We start from the raw sequence: 17,340 nt of genomic DNA on the forward strand, positions 1-17,340 counted from the left end.
ATACCAGATAATACAAATTTAATACTTCATTCAGACCAAGGCTGGCAATACCAAATGAATCATTACCAACTTTTATTAAAACAAAAAGGAATCAAACAAAGCATGTCAAGAAAAGGAAACTGCCTAGATAATGCAATTATTGAAAACTTCTTTGGAATATTAAAATCTGAAATGTTTTATACCCAAAAATTTAAATCAATAGAACAATTAAAAAAAGAAATTAATAAGTATATAATATATTACAATAACGAAAGAATTAAATCAAATTTAAACAAAATGAGCCCGATAAAATATCGAGCTCATTATTATCAAACTTAATTATAAATTTGTCTAAACTTTTGGGTGCAGTCTAGAACACGGAGTGGCTTTTTTTTTAAATTTAACAACTCAAATACAGTATGTTAAAACTATATTTGCTTATCATTTTTCCTACGAAATCAGAAGACTTCACAGAGCGAGATTACAAATCCAAACTATCTGTCTCTAACAAAGCTTTGCGTTTTGCTTCTTTTCTATCCTGCTTTCTTTTCTTGTTTTCTCGAGTTATAATTAATGCATGCTGCCTGTTTATATTTAAAGCCCATAATAAAGAAATAAACCAACCAATGCCAGTCCAACCGATAAACAAATTACAAATCAACAAAAATTTGCTGTTTTTTTTATTCCACGAAATTATACTTGGAATAAAATAAACAAATAACAACACTATTCCTGCCATTATTTTTTCAATAGTAACTTCATTGTTCTCGAAAGGAAGACTGCTTAATATCATAATTATTCTTTGAAATTTAAAAAACTTTGTAGAATTACTTACGAGAATTTCTCCTCCGTCGAAATTGACAATAAAATGAAAGCAAACTAAAAGAAAAACTTTGAGTTTTTGCGACTTTGTGAGCTAAAAACCTCAGAATCTTAGAACCTCAAAAAAACCTACCTCAACAAATATCCCAATCGAATCGATCCGAAAAAATAACCTGTGCTTGTATTTGTAATTTCATTAGGTTCTACTTCTCTACCTCGGTAAATAAAAGAATAAGATAAGTTCCAATTGTTATGGCGGTATTTTAAACCAAATTCAGCATTAAAGCGCCAATGCGTTATATCGAAAGTCAACGGACTTGTGTTATTGAACATACTTCCCTCGATTGTAGCGTCATAAAACTGGTAATTGACACTTGGGATTGCGTAGAAATAAAACTCTCTAATATTGTATTGCGGCTCTGAACTTATGGAAGCATCGTGCAAATTTGAATCGTAAATTGGCATTAATCTCTTAAAACCAATTCGGGCTAAAAGTCCTGTAGAAACTCCCGTAAAAATAGTTCCCAGATTCCCTTCTGATTGAAAATGTAGATCTACAAAATCATTGTGCTTATTTGGGAATAATTTCTTTGAGTATAAAGCATGCGCCTGAACGCCAAAAGCATTGTGCAATTGATTTTCCCAACCAAATACTTCTTTATAACCTATAAGATGATGGAAACTTTCTTGTGTTTCTCTCCCAAAAGCATTTGGTCCCATAAAACCCAATTGAAAATCAGTCTTTAAAACAGATTCACTTTTGTAAAAAAAACTTCGTCCGGCCTCGGCAAAAAGATAAGCCGTAAAAGGGCGATCATTTTCGCCAACAGCTTCTGCATTGATAAATCTAGGATTGTAAATATATTGTCCTATTCGAAATTCAGTTATTTTTTTGCTGATTTTTTTGTTATTATTCTTCGACAGAAAACGGTAGAAAATTTCTAAACCATTGGTGTAATACATATCATTTTTAGATGAAGTGTACAAATCATTATCTGTAATAAGACCAATTTCTTTGGTCTTGGCTTGTCCAAAAATCAACGTCGATGATAATATCAGGAACGCAAAAAAAACTTTTTTACTTTCCATCATAATTTATTTTTCCAACAGCGCGCATCTCACGAATAATTCTTTCTTTACGTCTGTTAATATAACTTGAAGATCCAGTGGCTTTAAATTTTCTTGGATTTGGTAATATTGCAGCAATTCCAGCGGCTTGCATTGGGGTTAAACTCGAAGCATCACGGCGGTACCAATGCTCGGTCGCAGCATATGCTCCATAAACGCCATCCCCCATTTCGATACTATTGAGATAAACTTCCATGATACGTTCTTTGCCCCAGATAATTTCGATTAAAACGGTAAAATAAGCTTCTAATCCTTTTCGCAAATAACTTTTTCCCTGCCATAAAAAAACGTTTTTGGCGGTTTGCTGCGAGATTGTACTTCCTCCACGAATTCGGCGACCGCGTTCGTTACTTTTATAAGCTTTTTGTAATGCTTTAAAATCGAAACCATTATGCGTCAAGAAAGTTGCGTCTTCACTTCCAATCACTGCTTTTTGTAGATTCATCGAAATCTTCTCTAGTGGCTCCCAGTCGTGATCGAAGTAAACTTCTTTCCCTGCCATTTTATTTTCGATTGCCCGAATAATCATTAAAGGCGTAAACGGTACCGGAACATATTTAAAAAATACCACAGATGCGATCGAAACTCCAAAAAACCACAAACAAGCTTTTATTAAAAACCATTTTACTTTTTCGCCAAAAGAACGATTGGTTTTCTTCGAAGCTGGTTTTGATTTACTTGCGGTTGTAGTTTTCTTTGGTGCCGGTTTTTTGGTTGCTGCCATTATATTAAATCTGCTAATTCTGTTCCTATTAAACTGCCAATTGCTACGCCCATTCCTCCTAAACGTACTCCACAAAACACGCTTTCAGACAATTGTATAACAACAGGACTTTTACTATTTCCAACTCCCATTATTCCACTCCAACGGTGTGCAATCTGGAAATCCTGATTTGGTAAAATTACATTTTTAAGTAAATCCTCCAATTTATTTTGCACAATTTTCGTCTGACCAAATTCGGTTGTGTTTTCGGTTTCAAAATCCAGATTTCGTCCGCCTCCAAGCAAGATTCTATCCCCTATATTTCTGAAATAATAATAACCTCGATCTAAATGAAAAGTACCTTTAATATCTAAATTCGGGATTGGTTCTGTAATTAAAACCTGTGCTCTTGCCGGCTGAACGGCTCCTTTTGTCAAAGTGCTCGCAAAACCATTTGTAGCAAAAAGCATTTTATTCGATTTAAAACTAAAATCATTCAAAACGATTTCGACCTGATTTCCTAAATCAGAATATGCTGTTACCGTTTGTTGATTGAGAATTAAAATATTTTCAGAAACAGCTTGTCGCAATAATTCCTGCATCATATTTCCGGTATCAATCTGCGCTTCAAACGGATTAAAAATTAAATAATCCTGAATATTTCCAAACCCGAATCGGTCAGTTTCTTTGGTAAAAACATCGGATTTGAAAAGTGGCTTTAGAATTTCGTTTATAAAAGGCAATTTCGAAATACATTCTCCAAAACCAAGTTCGTCTTCTCTCAAAAACAATTCATATCCGCCGTGAGGTTTAAAATCAATTGCAGAATCTCCCAATCTTTTTCGAAGTAATTGCAAACCTTTCCAACGTTTCTCAATCAGGCTGACAACATCTTCCTCTGAATGTGTTTTTAGATCGTCCATAATTTCAGAAAGACTTCCAAAACAGGCAAAACCGGCATTTTTGGTACTTGCGCCTTGCGGCAACATTCCTTTTTCTAATACGAGAATTTTTGCAGCCGGAAACCTTTCGCGCAAGCATAATGCAGCGTGCAATCCTACAATTCCACTTCCTACAATCGTATAGTCAACATTTGTAAACCAATTTTTAAGTTCCCAGTAACTCAATTCCATTTGTCAATTTTTTATAAAAATACTGATTTTTTATACCAAAAAATAAATTTCAATTTTAAAATTCCAAATTCCAAAACTTAGTTTTAAACGCATTTTTATTTGCCACGAATTCACGAATTTTCAAGTGAATTCGTGACGGAATTTTATCTCAATGTCACCCTGAGCGAAGTCGAAGGGCTGGTTTCCTAAAAAAGAGCTTTTCTCAAAGCGTAGAGCAATGTCATTAAGTTAAGCTTTTAAAAAATAAAATTATTGCAAATCAAATCCGTTTTTATCCGCGTTTTTACGAAGTAAATCTGTTTTATCCGCGTCAAAATTAGACGCTGATTTTACTGATTCGCTAAAGCGAAAACGCTGATAAAAACGGATTTCTCTAATTACTTTCTTGATTCAACTTAAACTGTTATGTAATTTTACAGATTTCCCTTAACTTAATGACATTGAGCGTCGGGACGCTTCGGGTGACAAAATGTTTTATAAAAGAGGATAACTTTTAACAATAATTGGGATTTGAAATTTAAAGATTGGAATTTAAAAGTTGTATTTTTAGCCCCACGAATATTAGAATTTTATTATGAAAAAAGTATTATTTACAACCTTAATAATGATGAGTTTAAACGCCATTGGACAAAATGTAATGTCGCCAGAATTGTTATGGAAATTAGGAAGAGTGAGCGCACTTGGACTTTCTAAAGATGCAAAAAATGTTGTTTTTAAGGTTTCTACTCCTTCTGTAGAAGAAAACAAATCGCATTCTAAATTTTACACTATACCTGTAAATGGTGGAAATGCAACTGAAATCAAAGACACGAAAGAGATTTTGGCTGACAAAAATGTTTCGCCAGACGGGAAATTTTTAGTGTATAATGATGAAGTAAAAATTGACAAAGTTTTGGGTAAGGATTATTATCCGAAGTTAGACAAATCAGAAGTTCAGATCTATGATGGTTTAGATTACCGCCATTGGGATACTTGGAACGAAGGTAAATTCAACCACGTTTTTTACAAAGAAAACAAAGAAGGTTCAACTGGAATTGACATCTTAAAAGGTGAAAATTTTGATTCTCCTCAAAAGCCTTTTGGTGGCGACGAAGATTATATCTGGTCTCCTGACAGCAAAAGTATCTTGTATGTTTGCAAGAAAAAAGCAGGAACGCAATATGCGATTTCTACAAACACAGATATTTATGAGTACAACTTAGAAACTCAAAAAACTACAAACAGAACCGAAGGTAATTTAGGTTACGATACTGCACCACAATTTTCTCCAACAGGAAACCTGACTTGGCTGCAAATGAAACGTGACGGTTACGAAGCTGATAAAAACGATATTATTGTTGAGTTTAAAGGAATCAAAACGAACTTAACTGCAAACTGGGACGGAACTGTAGATAATTTTATCTGGAGTAAAGATGGCAAAAATGTGTTTTTTGTAGCTCCGGTTGATGGTACAAAACAACTTTTTACGGTAAATTTTCCGGGATTAACGAGAATCGCAATTCAGGTTCGTCAATTGACAAATGGTGATTTTGATGTTAATGATTTAGTAGGTTTTGCTGGTGACGATATTATTGTTACCAGAAATGATATGAATCACGCTGCGGAGATCTTTTCTTTTAATTTGAAGAAAAACACCTGGAAACAAATCTCGAACGTAAACACAGAAACTTACAAAACTCTGGCACTTAGCAAAACTGAAAAACGTTATGTTACGACTACTGACGGCAAAAAAATGTTGGTTTGGGTAATTTTACCTCCAAACTTTGATGCTTCTAAAAAATACCCAACTTTATTATTCTGTCAAGGAGGACCACAATCTGCGCTGACGCAATCGTATTCTTTCCGTTGGAATTTTTCATTAATGGCCGCTAAAGGCTATGTTGTTGTTGCACCAAACCGTCGTGGAATGCCAGGACATGGTGTTGAATGGAACGAGCAAATCAGTAAAGATTGGGGCGGACAGGTTATGGACGATTACTTATCTGCAATTGACGATGTGTCTAAAGAAAGCTATGTTGACAAATCTCGTTTAGGTTGCGTTGGTGCAAGCTACGGAGGATATTCAGTATTTTATTTAGCCGGAATTCATAAAAACCGTTTCAAAACTTTTATCGCTCACGATGGTGTTTTCAACACGGTAAGTATGTTGGGAACTACTGAAGAGGTTTTCTTTAACAACTGGGATTTTGGTGGCGCTTACTGGGAAAAAGATAATGCTGTTGCTCAAAAAGCATACACAACTTTTAATCCGGCAACTTTGGTTCAAAACTGGAATAAACCAATTTTAATTGTTCAGGGTGGGAAAGATTTCCGTGTGCCAATTGGACAAGGACAAGAAGCTTTTCAGGCAGCACAATTAAGAGGAATCAAGAGCCGCTTGGTTTATTTCCCTGACGAAAATCACTGGGTTTTAAAACCGCAAAATGCTCAGGTTTGGCAAGGTGAATTTTTTAAATGGTTAGAAGAAACACTTTAATCCAATAAACTAAGATAAAAATAGCCGTAGATTTTATATAATCTACGGCTATTTTGCTTTTTAGACCTTTGAATTATATAACAGATTAGTGTTCATTTATCTTTTTAAAACAGTTTTTTTTGAATAAATTGCAGTGAATTCCCTTAATACAAAAACTTCCAAATTCTACGATCACATTCTATGGAGAGCAAAAAAAGTTACACAGCGTTAAAAGTCCTCTTCAGTTATGTTGCATTGCTGGCTTTGGTTGTTACTGTGGGATGGTTTTTATATTCTGAAAATGTAGTTTATAATAAATTAGAAGATAAAATTGCATTCGAAAAAACCAAAATTTTAAGAGTCAGTAAATTATTCTCTAATGTTTACAAAACAGAGAGTCTGGCACGAAAAACAATTCAGACAAACTCAGAAAGCGACTTTAAAAGTTATCTTACCGAAACAGATTCCTTAAAATCCAGAATCGATACTTTAAAGCAAATTGTTACTACCCAATATCAAAAAACATTATTAGATAGTGTTACGTATTATTTGTCTGAAAAAACCAAAAATATTCAGCAATTAAAAACTATAAAAAACAAAGCCGACGACGAAGTTTCTGTAAACACGGCGATTGATGAAATTACTAAAATGGAGTTTAAACTCCGAAAGTTAGAACTTCAGGATTTCACTAAAAACCCAAACCAATTAGGTAGTTATCAAAAAAATGTCCTTCAGAAATATGTTGATTATCTCAATCAGAATATTCCGGATGACAGCACCAATACATTAAGCAAACAAGCTTCTGATTCTATTTTGGCAAATTCGAAAAAACTTTTGAGCTCCGTAAAAATGCGTGCTGAAAAGAAAAAAGAATCCTTGAATTTTCAGGAAAACAAATTATTAAAGAATGAAATTGCAATCTCTGAACAGCTTCGAAAAGTGCTTCGAATTATTGAACGAGAAATTATCATTAATTCGATAAAAAACAATTCCTTAAAAGAAAAATCCCTTAAAAAAGTCAACGAAATTGTAACGGCCTCGGCTATTATTGGTTTGGTGCTGACTTTATTTTTCTCTATTTTGATTGTAAGTGATTATTCGAAATCCCAATTATATAAAAAACAGCTTGAAATCGCGAATTTCAAAACTAAGAACCTGCTTAAAAGTAGGGAACAATTGATCTCGACAGTAAGTCATGATTTAAAAACACCGTTGAGTACTATTGTTGGTTATTCAGAACTTTTAGGCAATTCTGATGTGAATACAAAACAATCGTATTTTATTAAAAACATCAAAAATTCCTCCGAATATATTACGCAATTGGTTCAGGATTTACTGGACTTCTCTAAAATTGAAGCGGGAAAAATTTCTATTGAAAAAGTTCCGTTTTTATTACCCGAAATTATTGAAGAAGCCGCAAAAAGTATTCAAACGGTTTACAAACAAAAGAACATTGACCTTATTATCAATGTCGATGAAAAACTGAATTCCAGAATTGTTGGCGATCCTTTTAGATTGAAACAAATTCTAAGCAATATAACTGGTAATGCTTATAAATTTACTGAAGACGGCTACATAAGAATTAGTGCTTATATTAGTGATAACGACCAGTTTTTTACAATTACAGTTGAAGACACTGGAATTGGAATCGAAAAAGACAATCAAAAATTAGTCTTTGAAGAGTTTGCGCAAGCGAATGAAAACATCGAAAAAAAATACGGAGGAACTGGTTTAGGCTTATCAATCTGTCAGAAGATAATTTCTATTCTAGGTGGAAATTTACAACTTGAAAGTACTTTTGGAAAAGGAAGCACTTTTAAAATCCAACTTCCTTTATTATTTGATACAAGTCAAAATTTAATTCCTGAAGTCAAAAAACCGATTTCGCGAAATACCAAAAACCAAACTTTTATTGTTCTTGACGACGATATTAATCTTTTGAATTTAACAAGCGGCGTTTTAAAACAAGAAGGACATCATGTAGTATCATTCAATAGTGCAATTAAAGCTTTAGAAGCTATTAAAACTACTTCTTTTGACTTCGTGATTACTGATATTCAGATGCCGGAAATGGATGGTTTTGCTTTTCTTGAAAAACTAAAAAATTCTGAAAATAGAATTTATAAAAATCAGCCTGTAATTGCATTAACCGGAAGGACAGATTTAGATTTTTCGGTTTATTCTAAAGCCGGTTTTACAACGGTAATCAAAAAACCGTATTCTCCAAAAGTATTACTGGAAACAATTGGACATATTCTTGAAAATGATGAATTGCCAAATACCGAAATTATAGAAAATGACGAAAATGCGTCGCAGGAATTGTATTCTTTAAAAACTCTAAATGAATTTTTAGGCAACGATAATACAGCTTTAAAAGAAGTTTTAAAATCGTTTATTGAAAGTAGTACTGAAAATTTAACTTTTCTAAAAACTGCCATTAAAGAAAAAAACAAGGACGAAATTAAATCGATCGCTCATAGAATTGCTCCTATGTTTAAACAAATTGAGGCAAGAGAAATTGGTGATATTCTAAAAAAACTGGAGAAAAATGATTTCGAAATTCCTGAAATGAAAAGCATTTTTAAAGATTTAAAAATAAAAACTGATCTACTTTTCGAAGCCTTAAAACAAGAAATAGCTTAATCGATATTATATTGCTTTAGCTTATTATAAAGTGTCTTTCTGGTAATTCTCAACAATTTTGCAGCTTCGGATTTATTGTTTTTTGCTTTTGACAAAGCATGAATAATAGCTTCTTTTTCGTTTTCTGATAAAGAAAAATTACCGTTGCTATTTTGTTGCTTTTGAATCTGAAAAAACTCTGCCGGCAAAACATCGCTTTCGATATAATCCCCTTGAGTTAAAAGCGTAGAACGTTTAATGCAATTTTGCAATTCACGCAGATTTCCTGGCCAATTGTAATTTTGGAAAATTGTAACAACTTCCGGAGAGAATCCGATAATATCTTTATTTAATTGCTGATTGGCTTTTTCCAAAAAATAATCGGCAAAAACCATTAAATCTTCGTCGCGATCTTTTAGCGATGGAGACAAAATAGAAAATTCATTAATTCTATGGTATAAATCCTCTCTAAAATCGCCGTTTTTTACTGCTTCACGTAAATCTTCGTTTGTTGCGGTAATGATCCTTATATCGACGTTAATCTCTTTATTACTTCCAACGGGTTTTATTTTTCGCTCCTGAAGCGCTCTCAACAATTGGATTTGATTTTCGTATGAAAGGTTTCCTATTTCATCCAGAAAAATAGTTCCGCCATTTGCCGCTTCAAAATACCCCATCTTATCACTTATCGCACCTGTAAAAGATCCTTTTAAATGTCCGAAGAATTCACTTGCCGCTAATTCTTTCGGAATCGCTCCGCAATCTACCGCAATAAAATTATTGTTTTTTCTGGTGCTTTGCTGATGAATACTTTTGGCAATAATTTCTTTTCCGGTTCCACTTTCTCCAATAATCAAAACCGACATATCTGTTGGACTTACCAAATGAATGTGATCTAATAATTTCTTTGAAGCAACAGAAATTCCTTTTACAAATTCGTTTTCGGTTACAACTTGTTTTTTATTTGATTTCTTTTCTTTTACCGGAATCTCTTCTTCTGCTTCTGAATTTTTCAAAGCATTGGTAATTACCAATAGAACCTCATCTGGATTGAAGGGTTTCGAAATATAATCAGCAGCGCCATTCTTGATTGCTTTTACTGCTGTATTAACATCTGAATAACCTGTCATCAGGATAACAGGAATATGAGGGTGAGAAATTTTAAATTCTGACATAAGTCCAATACCATCAGAATCAGGCAAACGAAGATCTGTCAAAATCAAATCAAACGATTCGTTCTTGATTGCTATTTTTGCTTCTGCAGCAGAGAAAGCAATTGCTACTTCGTATTCTTTTTTTATTAGAAATTTCTCTAATAATTTACAGAACGAAATATCATCTTCTATCAGTAATATCTTTGGCATTTGTTTTTAGGGACTTTTTTGCTAAAATAAGACTAATAAAATTGTCTTTTCATAAAATTATGCAAAAAAAAAGAGATTGCTATAAGCAATCTCTTTTTTACCAAAAACATAAATCTAATTTCACCTAATTATATCTTCAACCAGTTGCCATTGACATCTGAGTACACAGTAGCCTTCTGGTCACCAACCGATATTTCTAATTTGTATTCTTTTTTTTCGTTAACAAACGCTTTGTCCAGTTTTGCACCGGGATAGGCAGTTTGTAATGCGGTTTTTACAGCAGCGGGTACAGCATCTGCACTAACTTCAGTATATTCGGCTTGAATAGAAACAGTCATTTTTGCTTGCTCAGGAGCTGTCGTCGTACTTGCGTAACCTGACAAACTTCCCAGAACGATCGCTGCTGATAAGATTAACTTTTTCATAGTGCTCTTTTTAAATTATTTTTTAATGATGTTTCCCGAAGCATCTGTAAATACAGTATACTTTTTGTCACCGCTTGAAATTTCAAGTTTATACTGATTCTTTTCGTTTTTATACGCTTTTTCAAGTTTAGTATTCGGAAAAGATTTTTCGATAGTCGATTTTACTGCCGCCGGAACAGCATCTGCAGTAATTTCAGTGTATTCGTCCTGAATATTAACAGATTTTACCATTGTAGTTTTTACCGCAGGCGTGGTTGCCTGAACTGATAATCCTCCAAGGATGATTGCAGCAGATAAGATTAGTTTTTTCATAATAAATAGTTTTTATAGTTAGTTTAAATTATTTCTTAAGAATATTACCTGAAGCGTCTGTATAAACAGTAGATTTTTCGCCTCGAACAATGATTTCAATTTTATACTCTTTCTTTTCGTTTACATATGCTTTTTCAAGTTTTACACCTGGATAAGCATTGTCAAGAGCTGTTTTGATTGCTGCCGGAACAGCGTCTACTTCTTTATATTCGTCCTGAACATTTACTGATTGCAACACTGTATTGGCTACGACAGTATTCCCTGCCTGCATTGACAAACTACCTAAAACGATAGCTGCCGATAAGATTAACTTTTTCATAATAATATTTTTTAAGGGCAAGCCCTGATTATTTTTTAATCCAAGATCCATCTGCGTTAGCATAAAGAGAACCAACTTTGTCTCCTACGGTAACCTCTAATTTGTATTCTGACTTAGCATTTTTGTATGCTTTAGTAAGAACTGCATCCGGATATGCTTTTTTAAGCGCGTCTGTTACTGCAGCTGGAACTTCTTCTAATTTAATTTCAGTGTACTCTTCTTGTACTGTAATTGTTTTTACGATTGTATTTGAAATTGGAGAAGTCGATGCAAATGATGTTAAACCTCCCAAAACGATTGCGGCTGATAAAAATAAATTTTTCATGATAGTTGTATTTTAGTATTGTTAATTTAAGTCTGATATTGCTAATTTGAATCTTCACGAGAATCTGTTTAGATTAATTAATTGATTATTTTTTAATCCAAGATCCATCTGCGTTAGCAAAAAGATTTCCTACTTTGTCACCAACTGTAACATCTAATTTATATTCTGATTTTTCGTTTTTATATGCTTTTGTAATAACTGCAGTTGGATATGCTTTTTTCAAAGCTTCAGCAATTGGAGCTGGTAATTCTTCCAATTTAATTTCTGTGTATTCGTCTGATACTACAATAGTTTTTACAATAGTGTTTGTTATTGGAGCTGTTGAAGCAAATGAAGTTAAACCTCCTAAAACAATTGCGGCTGATAAAAATAGATTTTTCATAATAGTATATTTTAATTATTTAATAGTTTGTTTACGCTTTAGGTAATGAAATTATTATGCCGTTACTTAAATATGATGCCCTAAACCTATTAAACCCTTATTATTAAAGGCTTTAATTAAAAATGCTATAATCTGAAATTTCAAAAAAGTGTGTAATACTCTGGAAAAGTGTATAAAAAGTATACACTAAAAGTGTTTACCGGAAAGAAAAGTGTAAACTTGTGGAATTAAAATATGGCGTAAAATAAAAAAGGCTGTCAAAAAATTGACAGCCTTTTTATAATTATTCTATTGGATTCATTTTAAAAGTATCCATAAACGCAGTTGTATAATCTCCTGCAATATATCTTGGATCATCCATTAATTGTCTATGGAAAGGGATTGTAGTTTTCACACCTTCGATTACGAATTCATCCAAAGCTCTTCGCATTTTGCTGATAGCTTCTTCACGAGATTGTGCTGTTGTAATTAACTTAGCAATCATTGAATCGTAATTTGGCGGAATACTATATCCTGAATATACGTGAGTATCTAAACGAACTCCGTGTCCACCTGGCATATGAAGCGTAGTAATTTTTCCCGGTGAAGGGCGAAAATCATTATAAGGATCTTCGGCATTAATACGACATTCGATTGCGTGTAATTGTGGCAAATAGTTTTTTCCTGAAATTGGAATTCCGGCTGCAACCATAATTTGCTCACGAATCAAATCATAATCAATAACTTGTTCTGTGATTGGGTGCTCTACCTGAATACGTGTATTCATTTCCATGAAATAGAAGTTTCTGTGTTTATCCACAAGAAATTCTACTGTTCCAGCTCCTTCGTATTTAATGAATTCAGCAGCTTTTACAGCAGCTTCTCCCATTGCAGCACGCAATTCGTCAGTCATGAAAGGTGAAGGTGTTTCTTCGGTTAATTTTTGGTGACGACGTTGTACGGAGCAATCTCTTTCAGAAAGGTGACATGCTTTTCCGTATGAATCTCCAACAACCTGAATTTCGATATGACGTGGTTCTTCAATAAGTTTCTCCATGTACATTCCGTCATTTCCAAATGCAGCAGCAGCTTCCTGACGTGCACTTTCCCATGCTTTCAATAATTCATCTTCTTTCCACACAGCACGCATTCCTTTTCCACCACCACCAGCGGTAGCTTTAAGCATAACCGGGTAACCAAATTCTTTAGCTAATTTTTGTGTTTGTTCGAAAGATTCTAATAATCCGTCAGAACCTGGTACACATGGAACTCCTGCAGCTTTCATTGTAGCTTTTGCAGAAGCTTTATCTCCCATTTTATCAATCATTTCAGGAGCGGCACCAATAAATTTGATTCCGTGCTCTTGACAAATTTTAGAGAATTTAGCATTCTCAGAAAGAAATCCGTATCCTGGATGTATTGCGTCTGCATTTGTAATTTCTGCAGCAGCAATAATATTTGACATTTTCAAATACGATAAGTTACTTGGAGGGGGACCAATACAAACCGCTTCATCAGCAAACTTAACATGTAGACTTTCTGCATCGGCTGTAGAGTAAACTGCTACAGTCTTAATTCCCATCTCTTTACATGTACGAATCACACGAAGTGCAATTTCTCCTCTATTCGCAATTAATATTTTTTTAAACATCTTATTTTAATTAGATAATTAGACAATTTGATAATTAGATAATTTTAGATGATTAACAAAATTTCTATTGTGAATCCTTCTAAAAACTAAAATCTAAAATCTAAATTTATTTATGATGGATCAACTAAGAATAAAGGTTGGTCAAATTCTACAGGAGACATATCGTCTACAAGAATTTTCACAATTTTACCTGACACTTCTGATTCGATTTCGTTGAATAATTTCATTGCTTCAATTACACAAAGAACATCACCTTTTGCAATAGTACTTCCTACTTCAGTAAAAACTGGCTTGTCTGGAGATGGTTTTCTATAAAAAGTTCCGATAATTGGAGATTTTATAATAATAAATTTAGAATCTTCAGCTGGAGCCGCCGCTTCACTATTTACATTTACAACAACCGGAGCAGTTTGTTGTGGAGCAACTGCTTGTGGCAACGCAGCCTGAGCTGGTAATTGTTGTACATAAGTAGTTTCAGTTACATTTCCTTCTAAAGTTGTTCTGATCGTGATTTTCACATCATCCATTTCCAACTTTACTTCTGCAACTCCCGAATTTGCTACAAATTTGATTAGGTTTTGAATTTCTTTTAAATCCATAATGATTTGTTTTTAGTTTTAATTTATTTCTTATCGTAAGCCCATTTTAAGTAAATAGATCCCCAAGTGAATCCACCACCAAAAGCAGCAAAAATAATATTATCTCCCTTTTTTAATAAGTGTTCAAAGTCATTTAACACTAAAGGCAAAGTTGCTGAAGTAGTATTACCATATCTTTCAATATTCATCAATACTTTTGACTCTTCAAGCTCCATTCTACCTGCAGTAGCATCTATAATACGTTTGTTAGCCTGATGTGGCACTAACCAGTTAACATCATCTTTAGTCAAATTGTTTCTTTTCAAAATCAATTCGCTTGCATCTGCCATATTAGTTACAGCATATTTAAAAACGGTTTTTCCGTCTTGTATGATATTATGTTGTTTGTTTTTTACGGTCTCTTCAGTAGTTGGTAATAGAGAACCTCCGGCAGAAATTTTAAGAAAATCGCGTCCTACACCATCGCTTCGTAAGTATTCATCTTGTAAGCCTAAGCCATCATAATTTGGTTCAAATAAAACAGCTCCTGCTCCATCACCAAAAATAATACAAGTTGCTCTGTCTGTATAATCTACAATTGATGACATTTTATCGGCACCAATTAATAATACTTTTTTGTATCGCCCTGACTGCACATAAGCTGCAGCAGTTGACATTCCGTATAAGAAACTTGAGCATGCCGCTTGTAAATCATATGCAAATGCATTAGTGGCTCCAATTTCTGTTGCAACATAAACTCCTGTAGAGGCTACCGGCATATCTGCAGTAGCTGTTGCCATTATTACCATATCAATCTCTAACGGATCAATATTGGCTTTTGCTATTAAATCCTGCGCTGCTTTTATCGCCAGAAACGATGTTCCTTTGTCAGCATCTTTAAGAATTCTTCTTTCTTTAATTCCGGTACGAGTAGTAATCCATTCGTCATTGGTATCGACCATTGTTTCTAAAACTTTGTTCGAAAGTACAAAGTCAGGAACATAAGCTCCAACAGCGGTAATTGCGGCTGTGATTGTATTCATTATATTCTATTATTTCGTTTCAAATATCACTATTTGAAAAATTTTTAAAAGACTTGAAAATTACAAAAAAAAACGAAATGAATTTGTATGCATTTTCTTAAAAAAAGAAAATAATAACCAACAAAAAAAACTCTCACTATGTGAGAGTTCTAGTATCATTTACAAAAACGTATTAAGCAACCGCTACAGATTTATCGATAACAACTTGCCCTCTGTAATACATTTTACCTTCATGCCAGTAAGCTCTGTGGTATAAATGTGCTTCTCCAGTAATAGGACATGTAGCGATTTGAGCTACAGTAGCTTTATAATGTGTTCTTCTCTTATCTCTTCTTGTTTTCGAGATTTTTCTCTTAGGATGTGCCATTTTACTATATTATTTATCCGTTAATAGTTTCTTTAATTTGTCCCAACGCGGGTCAATATCTTCTTCTTGTTTACTCTCTTCTTTTTCTTCTTTGACTTTTAATTCATTCAGTTTTGTTAAAGCTTCACTTTGTAAAGTACCATCTTTCACTCCTGGATGAACTCGTTTTAGCGGTACCGAAAGTGCAATCATTTCATAAATGTATTGTTCTACATCTATTTCATGCTCTCCATGTGGTAAGATCAACAACTCTTCGTTATCATTATTGAATTCATCTCCAAAGCGAACAATTAATTTCATTTTCCCTTTTATAGGAAGATCAAAATCTTCGCCTGTCAGATCACAAGGTACATTTACGGTCCCTTTGTGTTTGAATTCCAACTCTAACATGTTGCTTTTCTTATCTAGAACTAAACTCACTTTGATATCCGAACTTTGAAATTCGTCGTAATCAAAGTTCTCAAAGAACGTGTTACTTATTTGATACTCAAAATGGTGTTTTCCTAGTTTTAATCCGATGAAAGGAATTAAAAATTCTTTTGTTTTGCTCATTTCAACATCAATTTGACCAATTCATATCTAAAACTCAGATACCTGAATTGGGGTGCAAAGATATAAAATTATTATAAAACTAATAATCTTATTCACCTTTTTTTGTTTATAACTGTTTTTCTTTTATTTTAAGAGGTTTTTGACTAATCTCCTCATACTGATTACGCGAGTTAAAAATATCAATCGCAAGATAAATCGCTTCTTTAAATGAATTAAAATCTGCCATGTCTTTTCCAGCAATATCGTATGCTGTACCATGATCCGGCGAAGTTCTAATCTTATTTAAACCTGCTGTATAATTAACTCCTTTTCCAAAAGACAATGTTTTAAAAGGAATTAATCCCTGATCGTGGTATGTTGCTACAATAGCGTCATATTTCTCATATTGACTGCTTCCAAAAAAGCCATCGGCAGGAAAAGGTCCAAAAACCATAGTTCCGGCATCAAATATTTTCTTTAAAGTTGGCTTCAAGATCAAATCATCTTCTTTTCCTATTACACCACCATCACCTGCATGTGGATTTAATCCTAAAACAGCAATTTTGGGTTTTACAATACTAAAATCCTGAATTAATGATTTTCTAACCGTTTCAATTTTTCTCGTAATTAATTCTTCTGTCAAATGTGAAGAAACTTCACTTAAAGGAACATGATCTGTCAACAAACCAACTCTTAAATTATCCTGAACCATCATCATTAAGGCATTACCTTCTAATTCCTGATCTAAATAATCTGTGTGCCCCGGAAATTTAAATCCTTCTGACTGAATATTGTATTTATTGATTGGAGCTGTAACTAAAACATCAATTGCCCCATCTTTTAAAGCTTTGGTCGCTGCCACGAAAGATTTTACAGCATATTCTCCAATCTTCTCATCGTTTTTACCTAAATTAATATCAACACCTTCTTTCCAAAGATTGAAGACATTTAATTTTCCCGGCAAAACCTGATCTAATTTATCAACTCCATGAAATTGAACTGTCGAAGTAAAACTCTTTTTAACGAAAGAAAGTATTTTGGCATTTGCAAAAATAACTGGTGTACACATTTCCAACATGCGTGAATCCTCGAATGTTTTCAATATAACCTCGCTTCCAATACCGTTTAAATCTCCAATTGAAATTCCAACAATTATATTTTCTGCTTTTTTATTCATGAGCTCAGCTTATTTATTACTAATTTTGATGTGCAAATTTAGTAA

Annotated in this window: 19 protein-coding genes; 3 read left to right on the forward strand and 16 right to left on the reverse strand. The window is 33.4% G+C overall.

Annotated elements, in window-relative coordinates; translation table 11 throughout:
* The coding region (locus CHB81_RS12195; protein ID WP_176427487.1) for an IS3 family transposase at positions 1–318 on the forward strand (318 nt) is incomplete at its 5' end.
* A gap of 142 nt (positions 319–460) precedes the next feature.
* Here CHB81_RS12195 and CHB81_RS12200 read toward each other — a convergent pair.
* From CHB81_RS12200 to CHB81_RS12215, 4 genes are all read right to left on the reverse strand, one after another.
* Positions 461–772 (reverse strand): superinfection immunity protein, encoded by a 312-nt coding sequence (locus tag CHB81_RS12200; RefSeq protein WP_089352145.1) that lies wholly within the window; start codon positions 770–772, stop codon positions 461–463.
* Between the two features lie 158 nt (positions 773–930).
* Positions 931–1,890: a lipid A deacylase LpxR family protein gene (locus tag CHB81_RS12205; protein WP_089352146.1), complete on the reverse strand. Its 960-nt coding sequence runs from the start codon at positions 1,888–1,890 to the stop codon at positions 931–933.
* Positions 1,880–2,653: a monofunctional biosynthetic peptidoglycan transglycosylase gene (gene mtgA, locus CHB81_RS12210; protein WP_089352147.1), complete on the reverse strand. Its 774-nt coding sequence runs from the start codon at positions 2,651–2,653 to the stop codon at positions 1,880–1,882. Before mtgA ends, CHB81_RS12205 begins: the two co-directional genes overlap by 11 nt.
* Positions 2,653–3,765: an FAD-binding oxidoreductase gene (locus CHB81_RS12215; protein WP_089352148.1), complete on the reverse strand. Its 1,113-nt coding sequence runs from the start codon at positions 3,763–3,765 to the stop codon at positions 2,653–2,655. Before CHB81_RS12215 ends, mtgA begins: the two co-directional genes overlap by 1 nt.
* Positions 3,766–4,339: 574 nt before the next feature.
* Between CHB81_RS12215 and CHB81_RS12220 the strand changes: the two genes are divergently transcribed.
* Together CHB81_RS12220 and CHB81_RS12225 are read left to right on the forward strand one after the other, a co-directional pair.
* A complete protein-coding gene (locus CHB81_RS12220; RefSeq protein WP_089352149.1) occupies positions 4,340–6,241 on the forward strand; it encodes a S9 family peptidase in 1,902 nt (633 codons plus the stop codon).
* A gap of 180 nt (positions 6,242–6,421) precedes the next feature.
* Positions 6,422–8,863, forward strand: coding sequence for a sensor histidine kinase (locus CHB81_RS12225; RefSeq protein ID WP_089352150.1), 2,442 nt, complete (start codon positions 6,422–6,424; stop codon positions 8,861–8,863).
* Here CHB81_RS12225 and CHB81_RS12230 read toward each other — a convergent pair.
* The 12 genes from CHB81_RS12230 to pdxA all read right to left on the reverse strand — a co-directional run bounded on the left by CHB81_RS12230 (position 8,860) and on the right by pdxA (position 17,295).
* On the reverse strand, positions 8,860–10,206 hold the full coding sequence (locus CHB81_RS12230; RefSeq protein WP_089352151.1) for a sigma-54 dependent transcriptional regulator: 1,347 nt from the start codon (positions 10,204–10,206) through the stop codon (positions 8,860–8,862). The two genes, CHB81_RS12225 and CHB81_RS12230, sit on opposite strands and share 4 nt — an antisense overlap.
* A 128-nt stretch (positions 10,207–10,334) precedes the next feature.
* Positions 10,335–10,631, reverse strand: coding sequence for a hypothetical protein (locus CHB81_RS12235; RefSeq protein ID WP_089352152.1), 297 nt, complete (start codon positions 10,629–10,631; stop codon positions 10,335–10,337).
* A gap of 15 nt (positions 10,632–10,646) precedes the next feature.
* Positions 10,647–10,943: a PepSY-like domain-containing protein gene (locus CHB81_RS12240; protein WP_089352153.1), complete on the reverse strand. Its 297-nt coding sequence runs from the start codon at positions 10,941–10,943 to the stop codon at positions 10,647–10,649.
* Between the two features lie 28 nt (positions 10,944–10,971).
* On the reverse strand, positions 10,972–11,262 hold the full coding sequence (locus CHB81_RS12245; RefSeq protein ID WP_089352287.1) for a hypothetical protein: 291 nt from the start codon (positions 11,260–11,262) through the stop codon (positions 10,972–10,974).
* A 28-nt stretch (positions 11,263–11,290) separates the two neighbouring features.
* Positions 11,291–11,587 carry a hypothetical protein gene (locus CHB81_RS12250; protein WP_089352154.1) on the reverse strand — a complete coding sequence of 99 codons (297 nt, stop codon included), beginning with the start codon at positions 11,585–11,587 and terminating at the stop codon, positions 11,291–11,293.
* Positions 11,588–11,672: 85 nt separating this feature from the next.
* Positions 11,673–11,969: a hypothetical protein gene (locus CHB81_RS12255; RefSeq protein ID WP_089352155.1), complete on the reverse strand. Its 297-nt coding sequence runs from the start codon at positions 11,967–11,969 to the stop codon at positions 11,673–11,675.
* Between the two features lie 283 nt (positions 11,970–12,252).
* Positions 12,253–13,599: an acetyl-CoA carboxylase biotin carboxylase subunit gene (gene accC, locus CHB81_RS12260; RefSeq protein WP_026983588.1), complete on the reverse strand. Its 1,347-nt coding sequence runs from the start codon at positions 13,597–13,599 to the stop codon at positions 12,253–12,255.
* Between the two features lie 110 nt (positions 13,600–13,709).
* On the reverse strand, positions 13,710–14,198 hold the full coding sequence (accB, locus tag CHB81_RS12265) for an acetyl-CoA carboxylase biotin carboxyl carrier protein (protein ID WP_089352156.1): 489 nt from the start codon (positions 14,196–14,198) through the stop codon (positions 13,710–13,712).
* A 23-nt stretch (positions 14,199–14,221) separates the two neighbouring features.
* On the reverse strand, positions 14,222–15,220 hold the full coding sequence (locus CHB81_RS12270) for a beta-ketoacyl-ACP synthase III (protein ID WP_089352157.1): 999 nt from the start codon (positions 15,218–15,220) through the stop codon (positions 14,222–14,224).
* Positions 15,221–15,392: 172 nt separating this feature from the next.
* Positions 15,393–15,587: a 50S ribosomal protein L32 gene (rpmF, locus tag CHB81_RS12275; protein ID WP_007137315.1), complete on the reverse strand. Its 195-nt coding sequence runs from the start codon at positions 15,585–15,587 to the stop codon at positions 15,393–15,395.
* A gap of 9 nt (positions 15,588–15,596) precedes the next feature.
* Positions 15,597–16,139 carry a DUF177 domain-containing protein gene (locus CHB81_RS12280; protein WP_089352158.1) on the reverse strand — a complete coding sequence of 181 codons (543 nt, stop codon included), beginning with the start codon at positions 16,137–16,139 and terminating at the stop codon, positions 15,597–15,599.
* Between the two features lie 106 nt (positions 16,140–16,245).
* Positions 16,246–17,295, reverse strand: a complete 1,050-nt coding sequence (pdxA, locus tag CHB81_RS12285) for a 4-hydroxythreonine-4-phosphate dehydrogenase PdxA (protein ID WP_089352159.1) — start codon at positions 17,293–17,295, stop codon at positions 16,246–16,248.
* Positions 17,296–17,340 lie beyond the last annotated feature (45 nt).

Origin of the sequence: Flavobacterium sp. ov086 (assembly GCF_900187965.1) — a bacterium.
Taxonomy (GTDB): Bacteria; Bacteroidota; Bacteroidia; order Flavobacteriales; family Flavobacteriaceae; genus Flavobacterium.

What these genes read in the sequence shown, in the direction of transcription:
- mtgA (WP_089352147.1), bottom strand. Translation starts at nt 2,653, where the DNA reads ATGGCAGCAACCAAAAAACCGGCACCAAAGAAAACTACAACCGCAAGT.
- CHB81_RS12225 (WP_089352150.1), top strand. Translation starts at nt 6,422, where the DNA reads ATGGAGAGCAAAAAAAGTTACACAGCGTTAAAAGTCCTCTTCAGTTAT.
- accB (WP_089352156.1), bottom strand. Translation starts at nt 14,198, where the DNA reads ATGGATTTAAAAGAAATTCAAAACCTAATCAAATTTGTAGCAAATTCG.
- CHB81_RS12240 (WP_089352153.1), bottom strand. Translation starts at nt 10,943, where the DNA reads ATGAAAAAACTAATCTTATCTGCTGCAATCATCCTTGGAGGATTATCA.
- CHB81_RS12220 (WP_089352149.1), top strand. Translation starts at nt 4,340, where the DNA reads ATGAAAAAAGTATTATTTACAACCTTAATAATGATGAGTTTAAACGCC.
- CHB81_RS12205 (WP_089352146.1), bottom strand. Translation starts at nt 1,890, where the DNA reads ATGGAAAGTAAAAAAGTTTTTTTTGCGTTCCTGATATTATCATCGACG.
- CHB81_RS12270 (WP_089352157.1), bottom strand. Translation starts at nt 15,220, where the DNA reads ATGAATACAATCACAGCCGCAATTACCGCTGTTGGAGCTTATGTTCCT.
- CHB81_RS12230 (WP_089352151.1), bottom strand. Translation starts at nt 10,206, where the DNA reads ATGCCAAAGATATTACTGATAGAAGATGATATTTCGTTCTGTAAATTA.
- CHB81_RS12280 (WP_089352158.1), bottom strand. Translation starts at nt 16,139, where the DNA reads ATGAGCAAAACAAAAGAATTTTTAATTCCTTTCATCGGATTAAAACTA.
- CHB81_RS12250 (WP_089352154.1), bottom strand. Translation starts at nt 11,587, where the DNA reads ATGAAAAATTTATTTTTATCAGCCGCAATCGTTTTGGGAGGTTTAACA.
- accC (WP_026983588.1), bottom strand. Translation starts at nt 13,599, where the DNA reads ATGTTTAAAAAAATATTAATTGCGAATAGAGGAGAAATTGCACTTCGT.
- CHB81_RS12235 (WP_089352152.1), bottom strand. Translation starts at nt 10,631, where the DNA reads ATGAAAAAGTTAATCTTATCAGCAGCGATCGTTCTGGGAAGTTTGTCA.
- CHB81_RS12255 (WP_089352155.1), bottom strand. Translation starts at nt 11,969, where the DNA reads ATGAAAAATCTATTTTTATCAGCCGCAATTGTTTTAGGAGGTTTAACT.
- pdxA (WP_089352159.1), bottom strand. Translation starts at nt 17,295, where the DNA reads ATGAATAAAAAAGCAGAAAATATAATTGTTGGAATTTCAATTGGAGAT.
- rpmF (WP_007137315.1), bottom strand. Translation starts at nt 15,587, where the DNA reads ATGGCACATCCTAAGAGAAAAATCTCGAAAACAAGAAGAGATAAGAGA.
- CHB81_RS12215 (WP_089352148.1), bottom strand. Translation starts at nt 3,765, where the DNA reads ATGGAATTGAGTTACTGGGAACTTAAAAATTGGTTTACAAATGTTGAC.
- CHB81_RS12245 (WP_089352287.1), bottom strand. Translation starts at nt 11,262, where the DNA reads ATGAAAAAGTTAATCTTATCGGCAGCTATCGTTTTAGGTAGTTTGTCA.
- CHB81_RS12200 (WP_089352145.1), bottom strand. Translation starts at nt 772, where the DNA reads ATGATATTAAGCAGTCTTCCTTTCGAGAACAATGAAGTTACTATTGAA.